The organism is Mycobacterium sp. HM-7 (assembly GCF_053852335.1).
Genome location: NZ_CM132657.1, coordinates 1,940,792 through 1,963,399, shown reverse-complemented (window position 1 = coordinate 1,963,399; position 22,608 = coordinate 1,940,792). Strand labels below are relative to the sequence as shown.

The following is a 22,608-nucleotide window of genomic DNA, read 5'->3' as shown; positions in this document are numbered from 1 at the left end:
TTGACCACCATGTCGACCTCGACCACGGCGCCGCGACCGCTGGCCCGACTGACCGCCTTCGGGCGGTCCGACGAAGGCCGCCCCGCTCTGCTCGGCTTCGCCGGCGCCATCCTGATCGCCCTCGGCGGACTGGGCGCCGGTAGCACCCGGCAGCACGACCCCCTCCTGGAGTCGTTGCACCTGTCCTGGTTCCGGTTCGGGCACGGGCTGGTGTTGTCGTCGATTCTGCTGTGGACCGGTGTGGCACTGATGCTCGTTGCCTGGCTGGCGCTGGGACGGCGCGTCGTCGACCGTACGGCCACCGACTACACGATGATCGCGACGACGGGTTTCTGGCTGGCACCGCTGCTCCTGAGCGTGCCGGTGTTCAGCCGCGACACGTATTCGTACCTGGCGCAGGGCGCGCTGCTGCGCGACGGCTTGGACCCCTACCTCGTCGGGCCGGTGGACAACCCGAACCCATTGCTGGACAACGTGAGTCCGATCTGGACGACCACCACCGCGCCGTATGGACCGGCATTCATCCTGGTGGCCAAATTCGTCACCATGATCGTCGGCGACCACGTGGTGCAGGGCACCATGCTGCTTCGGCTGTGCATGCTGCCCGGCCTGATCATGCTGATCTGGGCGGCGCCCCGCGTTGCCCGGCACGTCGGCGCCAACAGCGCTGCGGCCCTGTGGATTTGCGTCCTCAACCCGCTGGTGATCATCCATCTGATGGGTGGCGTCCACAACGAGATGCTGATGGTCGGGCTGATGATGGCCGCCATCGCGCTGACCTTCGAGCGCCACCCCATCGCCGGCGTCAGCCTGATCGCCCTCGCGGTGGCGGTGAAAGCCACCGCGGGACTGGCACTTCCATTCATGGTGTGGGTCTGGATGCGGCAGCTGCGGGAACGGCATCCGTGGGGTGCGGTCCGCACCTGGGTGATCGCCACCGCGGCGTCGGGGGCGATCTTCACGGTGGTGTTCGCCGTGGTGACAGTGGCGGCAGGCGTCGGCCTCGGCTGGCTGACCGCGTTGGCCGGCTCGGTCAAGATCGTCAACTGGCTGACCATCCCGACGGCCGTGGCCAACCTGATCCACGCCATCGGCGGGCTGTTCACCACCGTCAGCTTCTACGCGGTGCTCGATGTCACCCGGATCATCGGCATCGCGATCATCGCGATCTCACTTCCCTTGCTGTGGTGGCGATTCCGGCACACCGACCGGGAAGCGCTGATCGGCATCGCCCTGGTGATGGCCGTCGTGGTGCTGTTCGTGCCCGCCGCCCTGCCGTGGTACTACACGTGGCCGCTGGCAATCGTCTCGGCGCTGGCCCAGAGCCGGTCCGCGATCGCCGTGATCGCCGGATTCTCGACCTGGATCATGGTGATCTTCAAACCCGACGGATCGCACGGCATGTACTCCTGGCTCCATGTCATTCTCGCGACGGGATGCGCTGTGGCAGCGTGGTATTCGCTGGCGCACGCGCCCGAACCAGCGGCGGGGCCGCCCGAGCCCGCCAGGCCCGCCGACACCGCCGTCTAGACGTTCCGGGCCCGCGTCCCGTCGCCGTCGATACCCCACGCGATGATGCGGGTGGGTGTGATCCGGATGATGTCGGTTGTCGATCACGGTGCCCACTTCTGCGTTGCGGCGAGCGCTCCACGAGGCGGTGCAGTGGACGATCCCCGTCGCGGAGATGACCACCGCCGATCCCGCCGAGACGGCTCAGAACTTCCTGCAGGGCATACTCGCCGCCTGGGCCGCCGACCCCGACGGCCCCATGGCGGTCCTGCTGCGTACCGCGATGACCAGCCCGGACGCCCTGGAATTGCTACGGACCCAGGTGACCGATCAGGCCGTCACAGCGGTTGCGGCGACCATCGACGGGCCCGACGCCCGGCTCCGGGCGGCCCTGCTGAGCGCTGTGCTGATGGGCATCGCGAGCCAGCGCTACCTGCTGCAGTTCCCCGACCTGGCCGCTGCCTCCGACGACGACATCGTGCGGATCATGGCGCCGGTGCTGACTGGGCTGTTGTCGCCGGACCAGGTCCAGTAGCCCATCGACGGCCGTGCCGTCAGTAGCCCATCGACGGCGGTGCCGTCAGTAACCCATGGCCTGGGCGCGCCGCAGCACTTCCCTGGCCTGGTGCGAGTGCAGTGCGTCGACCGGACGCGCGTTGGCGGTGCGTTCGGTGCTGCCGTCGCGGGTCAGCGTCAGCGACTCGTCGGCGGTGAACAACCACCGCACGATGTCCGTTTCGTGGTAGCCACCGTCGCGCAGCACGACCAGCAGGCCGGGCAGTTGCTTGACCACATGGCCTTTGTCGTCGAAGAAGATTTTGGGCACGACGATGGCACCGTTCCGGCGCACTCCGAGGAGGTGCCCGTCCCGCAACTGCTGATGCACCTTGGTCACCGGGATACCCAGCATGGATGCCACCGCGGGAAGGTCGTAGACCGCTTCATCGGGACCGATAACGTCCTCTGCGGCCGGAATGCTGCTCACCCAGGAGATTCTAGAGCCGTACCATTGCCGGGTGCAGCCATCCCACCAACCGGACCCACTGATCGGTGCGGTGCTGGACGGGCGCTACCGGGTGGATGCACCGATCGCCAGTGGCGGCATGTCGACGGTGTACCGCGGCATGGACACCCGACTCGACCGCCTGGTGGCACTCAAGGTCATGGATTCGCGGTACTCGGGCGATCAGCAGTTCCTGACCCGGTTCCAGCGCGAGGCCCGGGCCGCCGCCGGCCTGAAAAGCCCTGGGCTGGTAGCGGTTTACGACCAGGGTGGCGGAGATATCAGCCGGGCGGCGCCGTATCTCGTGATGGAACTGGTCGAGGGCGGCACGCTGCGCGAGTTGCTGCGCGAGCGCGGCCCGATGCCCCCGCATGCGGTGGCAGCCGTGCTGGCCCCGATGCTCGACGGCCTCGCCGTGGCCCACCAAGCGGGTCTGGTGCACCGCGACATCAAGCCCGAAAACGTCCTGATCTCCGACGGCGGAGACGTCAAGATCGCCGACTTCGGGCTCGTGCGCGCCGTCGCTGAGGCGAAGATCACGTCCACGAGCGTCATCCTCGGGACCGCGGCGTACCTCTCCCCCGAACAGGTCAGCACCGGTGACGCCGACCCCCGCAGCGACGTCTACTCCGTCGGCATCCTGGCGTACGAACTCCTGACCGGCACCACGCCGTTCACCGGCGACAATCCCCTCAGCGTCGCGTATCAGCGGCTGGATCAGGATGTGCCGCCGCCCAGCTCGGCAATCGCCGGTGTACCAAAGCAATTCGACGACCTGGTGGCCTGCGCGACGGCCCGTGCGGTGGACGATCGCTACCACGACGCCGGCGATATGGCAGCCGAGCTGGCCGCGATCGTCACCGACCTGGATCTGCCCGAATTCCGAGTGCCCGCACCGCAGAACTCGGCACAACACACCGCGGCGGCCGCCCAGCGTGGCCGCGCGGAGCGCACCACGGTCGCGACGGGCCGGGCGGCGGCACCGAAACCCGCGCCGCAGCACACCCTGCAGTTCACGATGGATCCGGCGATGGATCCCGCACAGCTCGAATCACCGGTGGTGGCAAAGCAATTCGCGGGCATCGACCTCGAGGACTTCGCCTGGGCCCGGCACCGGTCGCGGCGCGCCGTGCTGTTCTGGGTCATCGCGATCCTGACGCTGACGGCGTTGACCGCAGCCGGCGCCTGGACGCTCGGCACCAACCTCAACGGGCTGTTCTGATACGCCGAATGGCCACCTACGGCACGGAATTCTCGGAAAAAATCGTGCGATAAGTGGCCACTCGGCGGGCAGTTCTAGTCGCGCAGCATCTCCGCGACGAGGAACGCCAACTCCAGGCTCTGCTGGGTGTTCAGGCGCGGGTCGCACGCCGTCTCGTAGCGGCCGGCCAAGTCGTCGTCGGAGATATCCTGTGCGCCACCAAGACATTCGGTGACGTTCTCACCGGTGATCTCGACGTGGATACCGCCCGGGTGGGTGCCCAGCGCGCGGTGCACCTCGAAGAAGCCCTGCACCTCGTCGACGATGCGGTCGAAGTGCCGGGTCTTGTAGCCCGTCGAGCTCTCGTGGGTGTTGCCGTGCATCGGGTCGCACTGCCAGATGACCTGATGGCCGGAGGCCTCGACCTTCTGGATGATGCCCGGCAGCACGTCGCGCACCTTGCCGTTACCCATCCGGCTGACCAGCGTGAGCCGGCCCGGGATGTTGTGCGGGTCAAGGCGTTCCACGTACTCGACGGCCATCTCGGGCGTCGTCGTCGGGCCGATCTTGATACCGATCGGGTTCGCGATGGTCTCGACGAACGCGATGTGGGCATGGTCGAGCTGCCGGGTGCGCTCGCCGATCCAGACGTAGTGCGCCGACAGGTCGTACAGGCGCGGTTCGTCGAATTCGGTGGACAGCCGCAGCATGGCGCGCTCGTAGTCGAGCACCAGTGCCTCGTGGCTGGCGTAGATCTCGGCGGTCTGCAGGTTGCGGTCGTTGACGCCGCAGGCCGTCATGAAGTTCAGGCCACGGTCGATCTCGCCCGCCAGCGCCTCGTACCGGGCACCCGCCGGCGAGGTCCGGACGAACTCGCGGTTCCACTCGTGCACCTGCTGCAGCGACGCCAGACCCGACGACGTCAGCGCGCGCACCAGGTTCATCGCGGCGCTGGCGTTGGCGTAGGCGCGCACCAGGCGCGACGCGTCGTGCACGCGCACGGCCTGGTCCGGGTCGAAACCGTTGACCATGTCGCCGCGGTAGGACGTCAGGCCCAGCGCGTCGATGTCCGACGAGCGCGGCTTGGCGTACTGCCCCGCGATGCGGGCCACCTTGACCACCGGCATGCTGGCGCCGTAGGTCAGCACGACGGCCATCTGCAGCAGGGTCCGGATGTTGGCCCGGATGTGCGGCTCGGTGTTGTCGACGAAGGTCTCGGCGCAGTCGCCGCCCTGCAGCAGGAACGCCCGGCCCTGGGCCACCTCGGCCAGCTGGAGCTTGAGCTTCTCGATCTCGGACGGCACGGTGATGGGCGGCACGCTTTCGAGCACCTTGCGCATCGCAGCAGCCTGGTCCGCGGGCCAGCTGGGCTGCTGCGCCGCCGGACGGGACAGCGCGTCGGCAAGGCGCGCGCGCAGGTCCTCGGGCAACGGGGGCAGCTCGGGCAGCTGGTCGATGGGTACGTCGACGGTCCAGTTCACGTGTCTATGGTACCGGCGCCGACCAGCGGGTATTTACCCGCCAATCTGGCACCGAACGACAGATTTGGGACCACCGGGAGAAAACCGGGCCCGGTGCGCGACTATTGACGATGTGGAGTGCGAGATTGCCCGCGAGGCGCTGTCCGCGCGGATGGACGGCGAGCACGAACCCGTCCCCGCGCGCCGCGTCGACGAGCACCTGGCGACCTGCCCCGAGTGCCGGCAGTGGCAGGACGAGATGAACAGCCAGATGCAGCTGCTGCGTGGGCTGATCGCCTCTGATCGCACCCGGATCACCGCGGTGGCCGACAGCGTCGCGCCACCCGCCGCCGCGGCATTGCCCGGCAACCACGCCGGTATCGACTGGCTGCGCGGCGGCCTCGCGGCGGTGGGCGCCATCCAGATCGTCCTGGCCGTGCTGCAGGCGGCGGGCGTCAGCATCGGCGTGCATGTCGGACATTCGATGGGCGGTCACGTGGTCAACGAGTCGACGGCCTGGTCCGTCGCACTCGGCGTCGGCATGCTGGTCGCCGCCGCCCGGCCCGCCGCGGCCATGGGCCTGGCGATCGTCGGCGGGGTTTTCACCCTGGTACTCACCGGCTACGTCGTCGTCGACGGACTGACCGGCGCGGTGGGCGCGGTCCGCATGCTGAGCCATCTGCCGGCGCTGGCCGGAGTGGTGCTGACGGTGCTGGTGTGGCGCCGCCACCCCCTCGAGCCGCCACGGCCGGACCGCGACGCGGCACCCACCCTGGACGACATCACGCTGCCGGACAATGCGTCCCGCGGCCGCCGCCGGGGCCACCTGTGGCCCACCGACGGCAACGCGGCCTGAGCGCCCGGACCGGCTAAACCAGCACGGCGAACATGATCGCCATCCCGGCCGCCGCCATGGCCTGACAGGCCACCGCGAACCACAGACGGGCCGGGGCGACGGGGCGCTGCTGCCGCACGCCGAAATAGCGGATCACCCACCACAGCGCGGCAACACCGAACAGCGCGGTGACCGCCCAGTTCACCGCGCCGACCCATGCCGACGGGTGCCCGCAGGCTCCCATCGCGCCGGAATGCGCCGTCGTCCCCGACATGTCCATGCCCGGCATCGACGGCATCGAGGACGCCGACTTCGGCGCGTCGACGGCGGTCCCGGCGCACTGTGCGGGCAGCACCTGCCCGTCCATCACGGCGTACATCCACGCCATCGCGAGCATCATGACCGCGTGGTAGCCGTCGGCGACCCGGTGGCCGGCACGCAGCACCGACACCACGGCGAACCAGCCCGCGGCCAGCAGGAAGAACACCATCGGCGGCCGGTTCGGCACAGCCATCCCCGCCGGCCACGCCATGACCAGCATCGCCACGGCCATCAGCAGATGTAGCGCACGACTCGTCTGGTCGACCCGGGTCCGGTCCGCTCGCGCCGTGATCAGGGCGTAGACGCACTGCGCGGCGCTCAGCAGGAACAGGCCGGTCACGAACAACCGGAGCCAGATGTCGGCGATCACTGGGCGGCCTTTCGGCGCTGGCGCCAGCCGAGGGCGACGTCGACCGCGACGAACAGGGCCAGCGTGAGGCCGAACAGCGGCGCGAAGTAGCCGACGCCGGCCAGAACCAGCACCAGCAGCGCGGCCTCGTAGGGACGCAGCGCCGCCAGCGCGCCGCGACGCTGACCGGTGGGCAGGCCGCCCCGGGTGGGCCGCCGTCGCCACCACATCCGGTACCCCAACAGGATCGCGACGATCATCGCGACGGCGACCGCGATCAGCGCCAGCTGGTTCACGAGGCCGAACAGGATGCCCATGTGCAGGTCGATGACCCAGTCGGTCATTTTCGCCATCAGCGGCCACTCGGCGAAGTCCAGCCGCGACGTCACCTTGCTGGTCGCCGGGTCGACGACGATCGCGTCGTACTGCGTCGGCCAGTCACGTTTGCGCTCGGCGACCTGCCAGCCCTGGCCGGTCGTCGCCGGCGGATACATCCACATCGGAGTCCGCAGGTGCGCGTCGCGCGCCACCCGCAGCGTCGCGTCGGCCCCGCGCAGCGCGGTGGCCTCGTCGAGGGGCGCGCCCGCGGCCTGCCCCGGTAGTGCGGTGTCCACGGACGGGCTGGTCCAGCTCAGCTGCGTCCGCAACTGGGCGACGTTCTCACCCGCGAACCGCGACCACGTCATCCCCGACACCGCGAGCAGCGCCACCGCCGCGAGAATCCAGACCCCGAGCGTGCCGTGCCACGACAGCAGCCGGCGACGTCCGGACGCCCGCACGTCCGGGACGACCAGCCGGCGCGGTTGTCCCCTGTTGTGTCCGATCCACAGCAGCAGCCCCACCCCGGCGATCACCCACGACCAGCTGGCGGCCAGCTCGCTGTAGTTCCGACCGACAGCCCCGAGGTGCAGGTTGCGGTGCAGTTCGTCGAACCAGGCCCGCACCGGCAGCCACTGGCCGTAGGTGGTCAGGGCGCCGCGGATCGCGCCGGTGTACGGGTCGACGAACACCGTGCGCGCGTAGTCGGCCGGGACGTCGTCGACTGCCAGCGTCACCTGCGTCGTCTCGTCGGGCGCGGCAGGCGGCCGGATGCTGGTGACGGTGCCCTCCGGATGGGCGGCGCGGACGGCGGCCAGCTGACCGGCCAGGGGCAACTGCCGTTCGCCGACCCGGTCGACGGTGAGCTCGTGCCGGTACACCGCGCTGTCGATCTGCGGGATCACCGCATACAGCAGCCCGGTGACCGCGGCGATGAGGATGAACGGCGCGACGAACAGGCCGGCATAGAAGTGCAGCCGCAGCAATGCCGGGCGAAAGCGCTTCCACACCGATGGATCGGACGCGACAGGAACGTCCGATTCGGGCAGTTGGGTATGACTCACAACTGGTATTGGTCGGCCGGCGGCGCCAGGAGTTCCTGCGCCCGGAAAATTTCTACGACACCTGGTCGTAGACTGGCGGTGATCAGTTCTTCAGGTGGAAGGCCGGTATGTCGATGGGCTCGGACGAGGCGCCGTCGCCGCGCCAGGCCGGCAGGTTCGCCGCAGGGCGAGTGAAGCGACGGGATCATCTCGTGCCGCTGTTGGGTTATCTGGCCGCGGTAGCTGCCCTTGTCACCTACGCGATCGTCTCGGGCGACCAGCGCTTCGTCGCCACGGGCGACAGTTACCCCGGGACATTCACCTCGTGCGCCGAACCTGTCGGGTACTTCACGGCCATCCTCGCCGCCGCGGTCTGCCTCGGCGGCCTGGCCTACGTCGTCACCACCGCCCGCCCCGATTCGAACGGCATCATCGACCCGCCGGCCTTCCGCATCCACCTTGTGCTGGAACGGGTTTCGCTGGTCTGGCTGGTCGCCTCGGCGTTCATGGTCGTCGTGCAGGCCGCGACCGACGCCGGCGCACCCGCGCTGCGGCTCGTGGAGAGCGGCCGGCTGGGCGAGGCCATCGGCGCATCCGAGATGGCCCGCGGCTGGGTCGTCGCCACCGTGTGTGCCGCGGTCGTGGCACTGACGCTCCGGTTCAGCGTGCGGTGGATCGCCATGGTCGTGCTGCTGCTGCCCAGCGTGATCGGCGTGCTGGCGCTGCCGGTCACCGGGAACGCGAGCGAAGGTCCTGACCACGACTACACGACCAGCGCGGTCATCGTGTTCGCCGTGGCGCTGGCCGTGCTGGCCGGCACGAAGATCGCGGCCGTCGTCAGTCCGCCGGCTGCCGGCCTGTACCGGCGGGTGCTCGTCATCCAGGTGGCAAGCGGAACCGCGGCGCTGATCTACGGCGTGCTGCTACTGGCCGAACAGCTCGGCCCCACCGGCCTGACAGGCAGTGGATATGGCCGGTGGGCCATCGTGGCCGCGATCGCGCTGGCCGCCTCCTGGATCACCGACGTCGCGGCGTTGGGCCGCGGCAAGCCGTCCCGGTTGGCCAGCTGCCTGCCTGCGATCACCGCGCTCGCCGCGGTGTCCGCAATGGCGGTGCAGACGGCGCCGCGCCTGCTGCACCACAAGTACACGACCTGGGATGTCTTCCTCGGCTACGAGCTGCCAGACCCGCCGAACGTGGTTCGGCTGCTGACGGTCTGGCGGTTCGACACGTTCATCGGCGTCGGCGCGATCGCGCTCGCCGGGCTGTATGTCTACGGGTACCTGAAGCTGCGTCGCCGCGGCGACGAGTGGCCCGTGGGCCGGTTGATCGCGTGGCTGATCGGTTGTGGCGCACTGCTTTTCACCAGCAGCTCGGGTGTGCGCGCCTACGGGTCGGCGATGTTCAGCGTGCACATGGGCGAGCACATGACCCTCAACATGTTCGTCCCGGTGCTGCTGGTGCTGGGCGGCCCGGTGACCCTGGCGCTGCGTGCGCTGTCGCCCGCCGGTGAGGGCGCCCCGCCTGGGCCGCGCGAATGGATTCTGTGGCTGGTGCACTCGAAAGTCACGGCCGCACTGTCGAATCCGATCGTGGCTTTCGTGCTTTTCGTGGCGTCGCTGTACGCGGTGTACTTCACCCCGATCTTCAACACGCTGGTCCGCTACCACTGGGGCCACGAGTTGATGAGCGTGCACTTCCTGCTGGTCGGCTACCTCTTCTACTGGGGCATCATCGGCATCGACCCGGGACCGAAGCGTCTGCCGTTCCTGGGCCGGCTCGGATTGTTGTTCGCGGTCATGCCTTTTCACGCCTTCTTCGGCATCGCGACCATGACCATGACCGACACCATCGGCGGGCCGTTCTACAAGTTCGTCGGCCTGCCCTGGCTGTCGAGCATCGGCGCCGATCAGCACCTCGGCGGCGCGATCGCCTGGGGCTCGAGCGAACTGCCGGTGATCCTGGTGGTCATCGCCCTGGTGGCGCAGTGGGCCAAGCAGGATCGCCGCGCCGCATCGCGCTCGGACCGGCACTCGGACTCCAACTACGGCGACGACGACCTGGACGCCTACAACGCCATGCTGCGCGAACTGGCCCGCCAGCGCGGCCAGCAGTAATCCCGACGTCAACCAGTGATTTGTGCACGAAAATCCGCGTCACACGCGGAAAATCGTGCACAAATCACTTGAAGTTGCGCAGCCGCAGGCTGTTCGACACCACGAAGAACGACGAGAAGGCCATGGCCCCACCCGCGATCAGCGGGTTGAGCAGGCCGGCCGCCGCCACCGGGATGGCGGCGATGTTGTAGCCGAACGCCCACACCAGGTTCATCTGGATGGTGCGCATGGTCGCCTTGGCCAGGTCCAGGGCCTGCGGCACCGAATCCAGGCTGTCGCGGACCAGGATGATGTCCGCCGCGCCGATCGCGACGTCCGTGCCGCGGCCGATCGCCAGACCCAGATCGGAGCAGGCCAGCGCCGGGCCGTCGTTGATGCCGTCACCGACCATCGCGACCATGCGTCCGCGGTCGCGCAGCTGTTGGATGACGTCGACCTTGCCGTCCGGGAGCACGTCGGCGATGACGTCGTCGATTCCCACCGCGGCACCCACCGCGGCGGCGGCCGCCGGATTGTCGCCGGTCAAAAGGATGGTCTTCAGCCCACGCTCGTGCAACGCGGCAATGGCGCCGGCGGCCGATTCCCGGACCGCATCAGCGACCGCGACGGCACCGCACAGCTGGTCGTCGACAGCCACGAAAACCACCGTCTCCCCGCGAGATTCGGCACTTCGGCGCGCTTCGGCCAGGGCCGCGGGCACCGCGGCCCGGCCGGCCGCCCACGACGGCTTGCCGATGCGTATCTCGCGCTCCCCCACGGTGCCGACGACGCCGCGACCCGGAACGGCCTGAAAGTCGCTGACATCCGGATGATCCGGCGCCGCCGTGGTGATCGCCACCGCGACCGCATGTTCGGAAGCCGACTCCACCGCCGCGGCGAGGGCCAGCACATCGTCGGACTCCCAACCGTCCACCGCGGTGACCGCGGTGACGGCGAGGTGCCCGGTGGTCAGGGTGCCGGTCTTGTCGAAGACGACGGTGTCGACGGCGCGGATCGCCTCGAGCGACCGGTGCCCCTTCAAAAAGATGCCGAGCTGGGCGCCACGCCCGGACGCCACCATCATCGCCGTCGGCGTGGCCAGGCCCAGCGCACACGGGCACGCGATCACCAGGACCGCCAACGCGGAGGCGAACACCTTGTCGGGCCCTGCGCCGGCCAGGGCCCAGCCCAGTGCGGTCAGCGCGGCGATGCCGAAGACACACGGTACGAACACCGAAGCGATGCGGTCGGCCAGCCGCTGCGACTCGGCCTTCTGCGCCTGCGCTTCCTCGACCAGCCGGACCATGCCGGCGAACTGGGTGTCGGCGCCGACGGCGGCCGCCTCGACGATCAGCCGGCCGTCGAGGACGATCGTGCCGCCGATGACGCTGCTGCCGGGCGTCGCCCGCACCGGCTTGGCTTCGCCGGTCATGACGCTGGTGTCGACGGCGGCCGAGCCCTCGACGACGAGTCCGTCCGCCGCGATGGTCTGGCCAGGGCGCACCACGAACTTCTGCTGTTCGGCGAGTTCCTCGGCCGGGATCACCATTTCGGTGCCGTCGGCAAGCAGGACCGTGACGTTCTTGGCGCTCAGCGCCGCGAGCGCCCGCAGCGCACTGCCCGCCTTGGACTTGGCGCGGGCCTCGAAATAGCGGCCCGCCAGCACGAACACCGTTACGCCTGCGGCGACCTCGAAGTAGATCGCGTCGCTGCCGACGAGGGCCTGCCAGATGCCGGTGGCCTCGGTGGCGTGGTGCCCGAAGAACACTGTGTAGAGCGACCAGATCGTGGCCGCGGACACGCCGACCGAGATCAGGGTCTCCATGGAGACCGCGCGGTTGCGAGCATTGCGCAACGCGACGCGGTGGAACGGCCAGGCCGCCCACGTGACGACCGGCAGGGCCAGCGCCGTGAGCACCCACTGCCAGCCGGTGAAGCGGGTGCTGGGGACGACGGCGAACATCACCGACAGATCGGCGAGCGGGACGAACAGCACCGCGGCCACCAACAGGCGGCGCAGCAGATAGTGGGCGTGCGACAGGTCTTCGTCGTCGCGGTCGCCGGCGATCACCCCGGAGCGGGGCTCGGCTTCGTAGCCGGCCTTGCGGATCGCGTCGCACAGATCGGAATCGGCGACCTCGGGAAGGACGTCGACCGTGGCCACGCGGGTGCCGAAGTTCACCGAGGCGCGGACGCCAGGCATCTTGTTGAGCGTCCGCTCGACCCGCGCCGAGCAGGCGCCACACGACATGCCGGTCACGTCGAGCTGCACCCGACGCAAGTCGTCGGCAGCTGTGGCAGCGCCTGCCGTGTCCTCGGCGCTGCCGACCACTGTGCTGACCGAGCTGGCCGTCATCATCCTCCTATTGTCCCCGCGGGAACCGAGCTGCCCAAAATATTGGTCGGACGTGCCCGGCTGTGAGTTCCCGGCGGTCGTCACATATGGTCGGGCCGTGAACAGCCGCGGCGATGACGACGAGGTGACCCGCCTCGCCTTGGCGGCCGGTCGGGGTGATCGCGCCGCGTTGGAGCAGTTCATCAAGGCTACCCAGCGCGATGTGTGGCGCACCGTCGCCTATCTCGACGAGCCTGGCAGCGCCGACGACCTGACGCAGGAGACCTACCTGCGGGCGCTCGGCTCGCTGCCCCGGTTCCGTGGCCGCTCGACCGCCCGCACCTGGCTGTTGTCGATCGCACGGCGCGTCGTCGTCGACCACATCCGGCGCAAGCAGTGCCGCCCGCGCAGCAGCGGCGCCATCGAACCCGAGACCGTCATCGACATGCACCAGCCGACCGCCCGGTTCGAGGACATCGTCGAAATCCGCATGCTGCTCGACGGCGTGGACTCCGACCGCCGCGAAGCGCTGCTGCTGACCCAGGTGCTGGGCCTGTCCTACGCCGAGGCCGCCGAAATCTGCGGTTGCCCCGTCGGCACCATCCGCTCCCGGGTCGCCCGAGCCCGCGACGACCTGCTTCGGGCGGGGAACCAGGACCAGAGCGCGGGCTGAGCCGCCCCGGAACCCACGCCGCCGCTCATCCGACCAAGTCTGCGAAACTGGTCTGCAGACTGAACGGAGTTCGGCTTGTCCACCCGCCACGCGATCGACCTCGAGCACACCCTGAGCGCCATCGGGCGCCGGGTGTTCGATGAGGTCTGGATCGGTCCCGCACGCCGCTACCCCACCGCCGTCGCCGTCGTCGTGCTCGCGGTGTCGGCAGGGATCAGCTGGTCGGAATCGCATCGATGGGTGCTGAAGGTCGTCGCCATCCTGTTCACCCTGGCCGCGGTGGCATCGGCAACGGCGCTGTGGCGCAAGCGGTTTCGCGTGAGCTGCGCGGCGTTGTATCTGTCGGGCGTGGCCACCGCGGCGGGGTTCGGCGCGGTCTGGTGGTGCCAGACGTCACCGGCCCGCGTAGCCGTGTGGTGGCCGCTGGCCGGCTTCGTGTCAGCCGCGACGCTGGCCGTGTGCTGGCTGGGTGTGGTGCTGACGCCGTTGGAACGGTCTCAACCCGACATGCGGTTCAAGCCTTCCGGGAACTGAACACCGGTTTCGTACGACTAATGACAGCGTGATCGCCGATTCCGCCCTGCGCTGGGCGCTGACTGCCGTGTTCGCGGTGGCGGCGCTGCTGTTCGCGGGCGCCGGGCGGCGGGTACCGGGCCAGCGCGGCGTCGGGGTGCTGCATGCGCTGGCGTCGGCCGGGATGATCGCGATGCTGTGGCCGGCCGGCATGCGGGTGTCGCCGCTGGTGTACGTCCTCGTGTTCACCGCCGGCGCGCTGTACTTCGCCTATCTCGCCCTGTTCGGCTTCGAGCTGCCGCACCCGGTGTACCACTGCACGATGATGGCCGCGATGGCGTCGATGGGCCTGCTGATGGCGCCGAACGCCGGGATTCCGGTGGCAGTGGCGGGTTCCGGGGCGCAAGCCTCCGGTCATCACAGCGCGCATCTCGGTCACGGCGCCATTGCCGTGACTCCCCCGGCCTGGTTCACGGTGGTGTGCGCCGTGCTCGCGGCCGGATTCTGCGTCGCCGCACTGTGGTGGTTCTATCTGCTGGTGCGTGGGCCGAAGCGCCCGTACGCCGACCTGCTCATGGCACTCGGAATGAGCGCTGCCTTCGCCGTCATGGCTCTCTGAACCTCTAAACCTCTCACCGCCCCGAAAGGACAACATGCCCAAGCTGTTTCAGGCCCCCAAGCCGATGCAGGCCATTGCCGCCGTCACCGCGACGGCCGCCTGCACGGTCGCCCTGGCCGCACCGGCCGCCGCCCACGTCAAGGTCACCGGCGACGCCACCCAGGGCGGCTGGGGCGTACTGAACTTCCGGGTGCCGACCGAGTCGGACACCGCGTCGACCACTTCTTTGTTGGTCGTCCTGCCCGACGACCAGCCGATCATCTCGGTCAGCACGCAGCAGAAGGCGGGCTGGACCCCCACGATCACCAAGAAGAAGCTGCCCGCTCCGCAGAAGGATGACGACGGCGCCGAGGTCACCGACTACGTCTCGTCCGTCGAGTGGAAGGCCACCGCCCCCGATGCCGCCATCCCGCCGCATCAGTTCAACGTTTTCGCGATCTCGGCCGGCCCGCTGCCCAAGACCAACACGCTGACACTGCCCGCCGTGCAGACCTACAGCGACGGCAAGACCGTGAACTGGAACGAGAAGGCCACCCCGGGGCAGCCCGAGCCCGAGCACCCGGCGCCCAGCCTGCATCTGAAGCCCGCGGGCGGCGACCACGACCGACCCGCAGCCGCTGCCCAGGCGTCCGCGACACCGGCGTGGCCGGGGCTGACGGCGCTGGCCGTGTCGGTGGTCGCGCTGCTGCTGGGCATCGCTAACCTGGCGATGTCACGACGAAAGAATTGAGATCGGTCGCAGCACTGCCGGTCGTCCTATTGGCAGCTCTGCTCGCACTCCTGCTGCCGGCGCCCCTGGCGCACGCGCATGCCGTCCTGGTCTCCAGCGATCCGGTCGACGGCGCCACCCTGCCGGCCGCGCCCAGCCGGGTCACGCTGACCTTCGATGAACCGGTTCGCCTGATTTCGGGTGCGGTACAGGTGATTTCGGCAACCGGGACGCGCGTCGACCAGGGTGTGCGGCAGCAGTCGGGCAACACCACCGTCGAGCTCGAGCTGCCGACGAACCTGCCGCGCGGCAGTTACACCGCCACCTGGCGGCTGATGTCGGCCGACGGGCACGAGGTGTCCGGCTCGGTGAGCTTCGGCGTCCAGCAGGTGCCGGACGCACCGGCGGAGGTGCGCCCGGTCGCCTCGTCGTCGTTGGCGGCGGACGTGGCCCGCGGCCTGACGTACACCGGTCTGGTGCTGTGCGTCGGCGTACTCGCGGCGGCCCGCTTGGTGTGGGGCTGGGCGCTGACACTGCGCCGGATCCGCGTGCTGGCCGGCGTCGGATGGGTGCTGCTGGCCGCCGCGACCGTCGTCGACGCCGTCAGTACCGGAGCAGATGTCCGGCTCTACCTGCAGGCGACCCTCCTCGTCGTGCTTGCGGTGACCACCCGCGCCGGTACTGCGGTGTTCCTCTCGCTTGCCACGGCGCTCGCGGCCACCGTCGCGGCCTCGGGGCACGCTTCGGCCGGCCCTGACCCGTGGCCGGCCACCACCGTCACCACTGTCCACCTGCTGGCCATGGCGCTGTGGCTGGGCGGGCTGTGTGTACTGACACTGGCGGTCCTGCCCGCCCGCCGCAGCGGCGAACTACAGCGGTGGTCGCGGGTGGCGTTCGGCTGTGTCGCGGCGGTCCTGCTCAGCGGCGAATACCAGGCCTGGCGGCAGGTGTCGCCCATCGAGTCGCTGTGGTCCACCGGCTACGGGATGGCCTTGTGCGTCAAGATCTTTCTGGTGACCCTCATGGCGGCCCTGGCGTATCTGGGCCGGCGTCGACTCACCCCGGAGCGGTTGCGTCGCACCGTGCCGCTGGAGACTGCGCTCGCCGTGTCGGTCCTAATCGTTACCACGGTCCTGACCGGTGAGCCGCCGGCCCGCACCACCTACGGCCCTGAATTCACCGCCACCACCGCTCTGGATCAGGGTCGCGAGGCGCGGGTACATCTCGACACCACCCGGCATGGTGCCATCCCGATCGATGTCACTGTCCGCGGCGCGACGGCGCTGCGCGGCACCCTGTCGAGCGCCGAGATCGCCTCCCTGCCGGTACGTTTCACCGCGGGCCCCGACGGCCGCTGGCACAGCAGCTACGCGACGGCGCCGCGGCCGGGGCTGTGGACGCTGCAGCTGACGGTGCAGTTCGGCCCGAACGACGCCGCCGTCGCCGGTGTGCCGTTCCGAGCCTGGTGAATTTCAGCGGATGAGCTAGCTGGGTCGAATTATCTGGGCGCCGTCATCATCTCGGCGATCAGCCGGTAGCGGTCCAGGTTGTGCCGCGCGTCGACGATGGCGTCGTGCGAATCCCGCGGCCGCGCCGGCAGCCGCGGGCTGCCACAGTCTTCCCAGAACTGCCGTAGTTCCCGGGTGAAGCGCGGCATGGCCGGCGGCAGGTCGGCCATCGGCCCCCACAACTGGCACAGCACGACGTGGTCGTACGCGCCGACCCAGGCCCACAGTTCGATCGGCTCGTCGCCGTCGATGTTGAAGAAGTCCTCGAGCTCCGAGCGGATCTGCCGGCGCGACCGCCACACCTTCGACGACGGTGACGGCAGCTTCGGCAGCACGTTCTTACGCACCCAGGAGCCGGCCCGGTCGGGGTCGAACTCCGAGGAGACGGCGTAGTACTCGCGCCCGTCCTCGGCGGCCACACCGATCGAGATCAGTTCGATGGTGCGACCGTCGTCGATGAACTCGGTGTCGTAGAAAAACTTCATTCAGGCAACCTCGGTCGGCGTTCGGTCCGGCGGCGCGGGTGCCGCGTGGATCTCGCGGTCGAGCTGTTGGTCCACGGCCGCGTCGTCGGGAAACTTTGGCATACCGGCGACCGCATCCTGTAACCACAGCTTCGCCCGCACCACGGGCCGGCGCAGCCACCGCTCGCGTTCCAGCGCTTTATGCATCTTGCGCGGCCGGCTCGTGTAGCGCCAGCGGGCCCACGGCGCGTGCGGTCGCGACAACCGGATTGCACCGATGACCAGCAGCGGTGTGATGAACATCCCAATCAGGCCGGTCCACACCTTGCCCTTGAGCAGCACGATCACCGCCATCGCCAGCGTGACGAGGGCCAGCGCCACCACCATGATCCGGGCAGCCACGTCCTGGTCGTCCCGCCACACGGTGATGTCGAAGAACGACAGCGGGTTGAACCCCAGGATCAGCAGCCCGGCCACCGCGATCGCGACGAACACCGCGTCGACCGAGGTGCGGCCGTCCTCGGCCCAGTACACGTCGGACAGGTGCAGGATCAACGCGAACTCGTCCAGGACCAGGGCCGCACCGATACCGAAAAAGATTGCCGCCACGGTGAATTCGGGGACCCCGCCGTCGACCGCCAGGGTCACCATCGTCACCCCGGACACCATCACCAGCACGACCCCGATCACCACGTGGTGGATGTGCAGGCTGCCGTGACCGAAGTTGCGTGGCTGCCACCATTTGCGCGGGGCCGGGTTGTCGGCGTGAGCGCGGATATAGCGCACCACGGTGCGCGTCACGATAAACGTCAGGATGAACGCAATCAGGCACCACAACAACGGCAGCCGCCCACTGGACACGAACTCCGTAGGTAAGGGCGACCGCACGGCCAGAAACTTACGCCCGGGTACGCGTGTCACCGCCCCGCAGGGCACCGACGCGCCGGTCCCCCCGATAGGCTGTCCGGCGAGATGCGTATCAGACCGGGGTTGTGGCCTACCTCCGCTGGATGGCTGGCCTGGCGGCTGTTGCAGTTGCTGGCCGTGGTGACGTTGGTATGGGGCGCCTGGCGGCTGCTGGGTCATACGCCCTACCGGATCGACATCGACGTGTACCGGATGGGCGGCCGCGCCTGGCTGAACAACACCCCGCTGTACAGCGAGAGCACGATTTTCCGCACGGAGGCAGGCGTCGACCTGCCGTTCACCTACCCGCCGCTGGCCGCCATCATGTTCGCACCGTTCGCCTGGCTCCCCCTGCCCGGAGCCAGCATTGCCATCACGGTGACGACGTTCGTGTTGTTGCTGGTGTCGATCATGATCGTGCTGACCCGGCTGGACGTCTGGCCGCAGTCGCAGCTGGGCGGCTCGGCCCTGGCCCGCCGCTGCTGGCTGGCCGCCGCCATCGTCGGACCGGCCGTGCTCTATCTGGAACCGGTGCGGGCCAACTTCAACTTCGGTCAGATCAACGTCGTCCTGATGACGCTGGTGATCGCCGACTGCGTCCCGCGCCGCACCCCGTGGCCGCGCGGCATCCTGCTCGGCGTGGCGATCGCCCTCAAGCTGACCCCCGCCGTGTTCCTGCTGTTCTTCTTGCTGCGTCGCGATTTCCGGGCTCTGCTGACCACGGTGGCATCGTCGGCCGCCGTCACGCTCGTCGCGTTCGCGCTGGCGTGGCGCGACTCGCTTGAGTACTGGACCAAGACGATCGGCAATACCGACCGCATCGGCACCGCGACGCTCAACACCAACCAGAACATCTCCGGCACGCTCGCCCGGTTCGGGTTGACGGCGACGCCGCGGTTCGTGCTGTGGGTGCTGCTGTGTTTCGTGGTGCTGGCGCTGACGGTGTGGGCGGCACATCGCGTGCTCCGCGCGGGACAGCCGGTGCTGGCCTTGATGTGCGTGGCGATGTTCGGCCTGGTGGTGTCGCCGGTGTCGTGGTCACACCACTGGGTATGGGCTCTGCCGACCATGGTCACCATCACCGTCGTCGCCTACCGGGAACGCAGCGCCGCCCTCGCCACGGTGAGCGCGGTCGGCGCCTTCCTGCTGGTCTTCACGCCGATCCGGCTGCTGCCCGAGCACCACGAGACCGACGCGACACTGTGGCGTCAGGTGATCGGCAGCTCGTACGTGTGGTGGGGGCTTGCCGTGATCGCGGCGGCAGGCACGATCACCGGCCGCGGCACGCCGTCAACCGGCGCGACGGAACACATCGCGCCGGTCTCGGCGACGAACTAGGAGTTCAGCCGGCCTTGATCTCGGCCGGCGGTGTTTTTCCCTCTTTGACGTCGGCCGCGTAGAGGTCCACGTACTCCTGGCCCGAGAGGCGCATCAGCTCGTACATGACCTCGTCGATCACGGCGCGTTCGATGAACCGGTTGCCGGCCAGGCCCTCGAAGCGGCGGAAGTCCATCGGCTTGCCGAATTTCACCTCGACGCGGGCACGGTGCCACATCTTGCTGCCCGGCGGGTTCACCACGTCGGTGTTGATCATGGCGACGGGAATGACGGGGATGCCCGTCTCCAGCGCAATGCGGGCCAGCCCGGTCTTGCCCTTGTAGAGCTTTCCGTCCGGCGAGCGGGTGCCCTCGGGGTACATGCCGAGCAACTTGCCCTGGTCCAGGATTTTGGCTGCGGCCGCCAGCGCATCCGCCGCCGAGTCGGCATTGGTGCGGTCGATGGGGACCTGCCCGGTCGACGAATAGAAGAACTTGATCAGCTTGCCCTTGATGCCGGTGCCGGTGAAGTACTCGGCCTTGGCCAGGAAGAAGATTCGGCGACGCAGCACCAGCGGCAGGTAGAAGCTGTCGACTACGGCCAGGTGGTTACTGGCCAACAGCACCGGCCCCTGGTCTGGGACGTATTCCAGCCCCGTGACTTTCGGCCGACCCAGAAAACGCAGCAACGGGCCCATCAAGATGTACTTGTAGAACCAGAAGAACATCGAACCTCCCGCTGAGGGCCCCCGGACGGTGCCCCCGACAACTTTACCCACCGACTGTCGGCCCGACCACAGCCCGCAGCGGACTGGTCATTCCTCCACAGATACCGGAATGGACTGATATCGACCCGGACCTGGTGGGCCCTCCGGATCGTCGGGCTGACGGTGCTTGCCACCGGGACCGGACGGATCCGTCGGCGGTTCGGGAGGCGCGCCGGCAGGCCCCTGGTCGGCGAGCGCCGCGCGCACCGCGTCCAGGAAACTGGTGCTGTGTTCGGCGATGGCCGTCAGCATCGGATGCTGCTCGTCGTTGGCCAACGCGACCAGCGCGCACACTGGGCACCACACCTGGTTGCAGGCACTCGGGTTCTCACCGTCGGCGATCATGGCCACGGAAAGTCGCACCACGGGATCGATCTTGTCGATGAGGGCCTGGGCCAGCAGCCGTAGGTCCACCGGTAGGTCGCCCAGCGCATCCGCCCCGAAATTGGTGTGCGTCACTTGGGCCACACCTCCGGGTCTGGGCGAAAACGGACGGTCAGTTCGCAGCCGCGCAACGTCGCGCCGATCACGATGCAGCGGCGCAGGACAGATGCCAACGGTACCCGGCGCCGGGTGCCACCCGAGCCGATGATCAGGTCATCGTCGACGCGCCCCAGCGTCAGAGACTCCGGGTCGATTTGCGGCAATTCTATCCGCAGCCGGTAGACAGCGGCCAATCCTGAGCCCGATTCGCGGTCGACGATGGGACGCGGCGGGGCGGGTGGCGGGGCGCCGTGCCGCAGCCGCGACGCCTCCAGCAGCTCCCCCAGCGCCTTCGGCCCGATGGGCTCGCCGGCCAGGTGCGGCACCAGCACCAGACGCACATCACCGACGGCGGCATCCAGGTCGCTGAGCATGCTGCGCTGCTCGGCGATGCGCTCGGCGTACCAGTCGAAGGCGGGATGCGCGGGCAGGTTCACGTACTCGTACGAATCGTCTTGGATCAGAACCTGATTCACGATCAGCTCGGACACGTGCACACCCATCAGGGTGAGCGAGGCCAGCGTCCGCACCGCCTCGGCGACGACGACCCGTTCCGGGGTGAGCACGAGGTGCGCGGTGACGTCCGGCTGATCGAGCAGCGCACCGAGCGCCTCGGTGGCGGCGGCGAGGCGCTCGACGAGGACGACCATGGCGGCCGTCTTCGCATCGGCCAGGCCCACCGACAGGCGCCGATGCCGCGGCCACGCCTTCTCCAGGTACAGGGCGAACGCCGCAGGGAGGGTCAGCATCCGCATGGCGTCGGCGGTCGAGGCGCAGTCGACGATCACGTGGTCCCAGTTGCCCGACGCCGCGAGCTCGGCGACCTCGTGCAGCCCCAGCACCTCCTGAATCCCGGGCAGTGCCGAAAGTTCTTCCGGTGCAACGTCTCCCACATCGGATTCCGGGAACCGCGCGACCAGCACCGCGGCCACCTCACGCCACCGCGCCTCCAGCAGCGCCAAGGTGTCGAGCGCCAGGGCATCCAGCACGACGCCGGCGCCGTCGTCGACGGGCACCTGCGTGGGCACCCGTAGGCCGGTCGGCGGGACGTCCGCACCGAGGACATCGCCGGTGGAGTGGGCCTGGTCCGTCGACACGATCAGCACCCGCTGACCGGCCCGGGCATCACGCACCGCGGTGGCCGTGGCCACCGTCGACTTGCCTACTCCACCCTTACCGACGAACAGACTGATCCTGGCACGCCCAGCAGGGTCCGTCTCACTCAGACTCGACTCGCTTCTTCAGGTCCTTGAGTGCCGTGTCGGTCAGGCGGCGCTCAGCCTTGCGTTTGAGCAATCCGATCATCGGAATCATCAGGTCGACCGACAGTTCGTACGTCACCTCGGTACCAGAACCCTTGGGCGCCAAGCGGTATGTACCTTCGAGCGCTTTCAGCAGGGAGCTGGACACCAGGGACCAGCTCACCGATTTGCGGTCGGCGGGCCACTGGTAGGCGAACACCATGGTGTCCTTGAGCACCGTGGCGTCGAGGACCATCCGGGCCGTCTTCGGGTAACCGTCGGCGTAGACGTCCAGGACCTCGGTCTCCGGGTACTCGGCGACCCAGTCGGGGTACGAGCCGATATCGGCGATGACGTCCATCACGGTCGCCGGGTCGGCGTCGATGTAGATGGTCTGCGCAGTCTTGTCCGCCACGTGTCCACTTCCCGAGTTGACGATGCCGGCGCAGGCGTCAGGCGCCCGTCTGCCGAGCTCTCAATGTACCGCCAGCGCCCAGCGCCGGCCGGGTGATCCGGGCCTCAAGCCAACCTGGATACGCCCACCGGGCGGGTCCGCTCGAGGTCGGTCTTGATCTCGAAAGCCATGTTCTTCCCGGCCACTCGGCGACGGTGGTTGAGGTCGGCCAGGTTGAGGTCGGCCAACGCCGCGCCGGACACACCCGCCGGCTCGGCGTGCAGGAAGTAATGCAGCACGACGCCGTCCATCACGGCTTCCAGCCAGACCTCCATGGTGCCGGTCAGTGCGCCGGCGACGGTCCACCGCTGCCCCGCCGGACCGCGGTCTTCGACGACCGTCAGCTTGAGGTCCGGCCACCAGCGCCGCCAGCTGCTCGGGTTCGCCACGGCGGCACCGACTGCGGCTGGGTCGGCGCACACGAAGGTCTCGTCGGCGATCTGGATGCTGTTCATCCCCACCAGCTTCACATACGCCCCCACAGT

The 22,608-nt window shown here is 68.9% G+C and carries 23 protein-coding genes; 11 read left to right on the top strand and 12 right to left on the bottom strand.

The genetic code is table 11. From position 1 onward, the window contains the following. Positions 1 to 9 precede the first annotated feature (9 nt). Positions 10 to 1,530 carry an alpha-(1->6)-mannopyranosyltransferase A gene (locus tag ACWW1C_RS09410; protein WP_455983182.1) on the top strand — a complete coding sequence of 507 codons (1,521 nt, stop codon included), beginning with the start codon at positions 10 to 12 and terminating at the stop codon, positions 1,528 to 1,530. A gap of 88 nt (positions 1,531 to 1,618) precedes the next feature. Further along, positions 1,619 to 2,044 carry a TetR/AcrR family transcriptional regulator gene (locus ACWW1C_RS09405; RefSeq protein ID WP_455983181.1) on the top strand — a complete coding sequence of 142 codons (426 nt, stop codon included), beginning with the start codon at positions 1,619 to 1,621 and terminating at the stop codon, positions 2,042 to 2,044. A 45-nt stretch (positions 2,045 to 2,089) separates the two neighbouring features. Here ACWW1C_RS09405 and ACWW1C_RS09400 read toward each other — a convergent pair whose 3' ends face one another. Continuing rightward, positions 2,090 to 2,494: an Rv2175c family DNA-binding protein gene (locus ACWW1C_RS09400; protein WP_455983180.1), complete on the bottom strand. Its 405-nt coding sequence runs from the start codon at positions 2,492 to 2,494 to the stop codon at positions 2,090 to 2,092. Here ACWW1C_RS09400 and ACWW1C_RS09395 point away from each other — a divergent pair. Next, complete coding sequence (locus ACWW1C_RS09395; protein ID WP_455983179.1) at positions 2,484 to 3,734, top strand: protein kinase domain-containing protein; 1,251 nt, start codon at positions 2,484 to 2,486, stop codon at positions 3,732 to 3,734. The two genes, ACWW1C_RS09400 and ACWW1C_RS09395, sit on opposite strands and share 11 nt — an antisense overlap. Positions 3,735 to 3,808: 74 nt before the next feature. On the opposite strand, the gene ACWW1C_RS09390 is transcribed toward ACWW1C_RS09395, so the two are convergent. Next, entirely contained in the window at positions 3,809 to 5,194 is a 1,386-nt protein-coding gene (locus tag ACWW1C_RS09390) for a class II 3-deoxy-7-phosphoheptulonate synthase (RefSeq protein ID WP_455983178.1), read from the bottom strand. Between the two features lie 112 nt (positions 5,195 to 5,306). Here ACWW1C_RS09390 and ACWW1C_RS09385 point away from each other — a divergent pair, with 112 nt between their 5' ends. After that, a complete protein-coding gene (locus tag ACWW1C_RS09385; protein ID WP_455983177.1) occupies positions 5,307 to 6,029 on the top strand; it encodes a zf-HC2 domain-containing protein in 723 nt (240 codons plus the stop codon). Positions 6,030 to 6,042: 13 nt separating this feature from the next. Here ACWW1C_RS09385 and ACWW1C_RS09380 read toward each other — a convergent pair whose 3' ends face one another. Both ACWW1C_RS09380 and ACWW1C_RS09375 read right to left on the bottom strand, forming a co-directional pair. After that, positions 6,043 to 6,699 carry a DUF5134 domain-containing protein gene (locus ACWW1C_RS09380; RefSeq protein ID WP_455983176.1) on the bottom strand — a complete coding sequence of 219 codons (657 nt, stop codon included), beginning with the start codon at positions 6,697 to 6,699 and terminating at the stop codon, positions 6,043 to 6,045. After that, positions 6,696 to 8,060, bottom strand: coding sequence for a PepSY-associated TM helix domain-containing protein (locus ACWW1C_RS09375; protein WP_455983175.1), 1,365 nt, complete (start codon positions 8,058 to 8,060; stop codon positions 6,696 to 6,698). Before ACWW1C_RS09375 ends, ACWW1C_RS09380 begins: the two co-directional genes overlap by 4 nt. Before the next feature lie 107 nt (positions 8,061 to 8,167). Between ACWW1C_RS09375 and ACWW1C_RS09370 the strand changes: the two genes are divergently transcribed. After that, positions 8,168 to 10,156, top strand: a complete 1,989-nt coding sequence (locus tag ACWW1C_RS09370) for a cytochrome c oxidase assembly protein (protein ID WP_455983174.1) — start codon at positions 8,168 to 8,170, stop codon at positions 10,154 to 10,156. Positions 10,157 to 10,220: 64 nt separating this feature from the next. Here ACWW1C_RS09370 and ACWW1C_RS09365 read toward each other — a convergent pair whose 3' ends face one another. Next, positions 10,221 to 12,386 (bottom strand): heavy metal translocating P-type ATPase, encoded by a 2,166-nt coding sequence (locus tag ACWW1C_RS09365; protein ID WP_455984209.1) that lies wholly within the window; start codon positions 12,384 to 12,386, stop codon positions 10,221 to 10,223. Positions 12,387 to 12,588: 202 nt separating this feature from the next. Between ACWW1C_RS09365 and sigC the strand changes: the two genes are divergently transcribed. The 5 genes from sigC (at position 12,589) to ACWW1C_RS09340 (ending at position 16,453) form a co-directional block, all read left to right on the top strand. Beyond that, the gene (sigC, locus tag ACWW1C_RS09360; protein ID WP_455983173.1) at positions 12,589 to 13,143 is read left to right on the top strand and encodes an RNA polymerase sigma factor SigC; all 555 of its coding nucleotides are present in this window, start codon (positions 12,589 to 12,591) and stop codon (positions 13,141 to 13,143) included. A gap of 75 nt (positions 13,144 to 13,218) precedes the next feature. Next, entirely contained in the window at positions 13,219 to 13,677 is a 459-nt protein-coding gene (locus ACWW1C_RS09355; protein WP_455983172.1) for a hypothetical protein, read from the top strand. A 28-nt stretch (positions 13,678 to 13,705) separates the two neighbouring features. After that, a complete protein-coding gene (locus tag ACWW1C_RS09350; RefSeq protein ID WP_455983171.1) occupies positions 13,706 to 14,275 on the top strand; it encodes a DUF5134 domain-containing protein in 570 nt (189 codons plus the stop codon). A gap of 34 nt (positions 14,276 to 14,309) precedes the next feature. After that, positions 14,310 to 15,005: a YcnI family protein gene (locus ACWW1C_RS09345; protein WP_455983170.1), complete on the top strand. Its 696-nt coding sequence runs from the start codon at positions 14,310 to 14,312 to the stop codon at positions 15,003 to 15,005. Continuing rightward, entirely contained in the window at positions 15,002 to 16,453 is a 1,452-nt protein-coding gene (locus ACWW1C_RS09340; protein WP_455983169.1) for a copper resistance CopC/CopD family protein, read from the top strand. The genes ACWW1C_RS09345 and ACWW1C_RS09340 overlap by 4 nt, the downstream gene beginning before the upstream one ends. Positions 16,454 to 16,482: 29 nt before the next feature. On the opposite strand, the gene ACWW1C_RS09335 is transcribed toward ACWW1C_RS09340, so the two are convergent. Both ACWW1C_RS09335 and ACWW1C_RS09330 read right to left on the bottom strand, forming a co-directional pair. Continuing rightward, the gene (locus tag ACWW1C_RS09335; protein WP_455983168.1) at positions 16,483 to 16,977 is read right to left on the bottom strand and encodes a polyadenylate-specific 3'-exoribonuclease AS; all 495 of its coding nucleotides are present in this window, start codon (positions 16,975 to 16,977) and stop codon (positions 16,483 to 16,485) included. Continuing rightward, positions 16,978 to 17,817, bottom strand: coding sequence for a hypothetical protein (locus ACWW1C_RS09330; RefSeq protein WP_455983167.1), 840 nt, complete (start codon positions 17,815 to 17,817; stop codon positions 16,978 to 16,980). A gap of 111 nt (positions 17,818 to 17,928) precedes the next feature. On the opposite strand from ACWW1C_RS09330, the gene ACWW1C_RS09325 reads away from it, so the two are divergent. Then, the gene (locus tag ACWW1C_RS09325) at positions 17,929 to 19,200 is read left to right on the top strand and encodes a glycosyltransferase 87 family protein (protein ID WP_455983166.1); all 1,272 of its coding nucleotides are present in this window, start codon (positions 17,929 to 17,931) and stop codon (positions 19,198 to 19,200) included. Positions 19,201 to 19,204: 4 nt separating this feature from the next. Here ACWW1C_RS09325 and ACWW1C_RS09320 read toward each other — a convergent pair whose 3' ends face one another. The 5 genes from ACWW1C_RS09320 to ACWW1C_RS09300 form a co-directional block, all read right to left on the bottom strand. Then, on the bottom strand, positions 19,205 to 19,906 hold the full coding sequence (locus tag ACWW1C_RS09320; protein ID WP_455983165.1) for a lysophospholipid acyltransferase family protein: 702 nt from the start codon (positions 19,904 to 19,906) through the stop codon (positions 19,205 to 19,207). A gap of 87 nt (positions 19,907 to 19,993) precedes the next feature. Next, positions 19,994 to 20,404 (bottom strand): hypothetical protein, encoded by a 411-nt coding sequence (locus ACWW1C_RS09315; protein WP_455983164.1) that lies wholly within the window; start codon positions 20,402 to 20,404, stop codon positions 19,994 to 19,996. Further along, complete coding sequence (locus tag ACWW1C_RS09310) at positions 20,401 to 21,654, bottom strand: ArsA family ATPase (protein WP_455984208.1); 1,254 nt, start codon at positions 21,652 to 21,654, stop codon at positions 20,401 to 20,403. The genes ACWW1C_RS09315 and ACWW1C_RS09310 overlap by 4 nt, the downstream gene beginning before the upstream one ends. Continuing rightward, positions 21,647 to 22,084 (bottom strand): SRPBCC family protein, encoded by a 438-nt coding sequence (locus ACWW1C_RS09305; RefSeq protein ID WP_455983163.1) that lies wholly within the window; start codon positions 22,082 to 22,084, stop codon positions 21,647 to 21,649. Before ACWW1C_RS09305 ends, ACWW1C_RS09310 begins: the two co-directional genes overlap by 8 nt. 104 nt (positions 22,085 to 22,188) lie before the next feature. Then, on the bottom strand, positions 22,189 to 22,578 hold the full coding sequence (locus ACWW1C_RS09300) for a polyketide cyclase / dehydrase and lipid transport (protein ID WP_455983162.1): 390 nt from the start codon (positions 22,576 to 22,578) through the stop codon (positions 22,189 to 22,191). Between the last annotated feature and the right edge of the window lie 30 nt (positions 22,579 to 22,608).

Excerpts from the sequence above, each read along its gene's own strand:
- ACWW1C_RS09300 (WP_455983162.1), bottom strand. The coding sequence starts at position 22,578 with ATGAACAGCATCCAGATCGCCGACGAGACCTTCGTGTGCGCCGACCCA.
- ACWW1C_RS09320 (WP_455983165.1), bottom strand. The coding sequence starts at position 19,906 with ATGTTCTTCTGGTTCTACAAGTACATCTTGATGGGCCCGTTGCTGCGT.
- ACWW1C_RS09325 (WP_455983166.1), top strand. The coding sequence starts at position 17,929 with ATGCGTATCAGACCGGGGTTGTGGCCTACCTCCGCTGGATGGCTGGCC.
- ACWW1C_RS09365 (WP_455984209.1), bottom strand. The coding sequence starts at position 12,386 with ATGTCGTGTGGCGCCTGCTCGGCGCGGGTCGAGCGGACGCTCAACAAG.
- ACWW1C_RS09335 (WP_455983168.1), bottom strand. The coding sequence starts at position 16,977 with ATGAAGTTTTTCTACGACACCGAGTTCATCGACGACGGTCGCACCATC.
- ACWW1C_RS09370 (WP_455983174.1), top strand. The coding sequence starts at position 8,168 with ATGTCGATGGGCTCGGACGAGGCGCCGTCGCCGCGCCAGGCCGGCAGG.
- ACWW1C_RS09395 (WP_455983179.1), top strand. The coding sequence starts at position 2,484 with ATGCTGCTCACCCAGGAGATTCTAGAGCCGTACCATTGCCGGGTGCAG.
- ACWW1C_RS09345 (WP_455983170.1), top strand. The coding sequence starts at position 14,310 with ATGCCCAAGCTGTTTCAGGCCCCCAAGCCGATGCAGGCCATTGCCGCC.
- ACWW1C_RS09410 (WP_455983182.1), top strand. The coding sequence starts at position 10 with ATGTCGACCTCGACCACGGCGCCGCGACCGCTGGCCCGACTGACCGCC.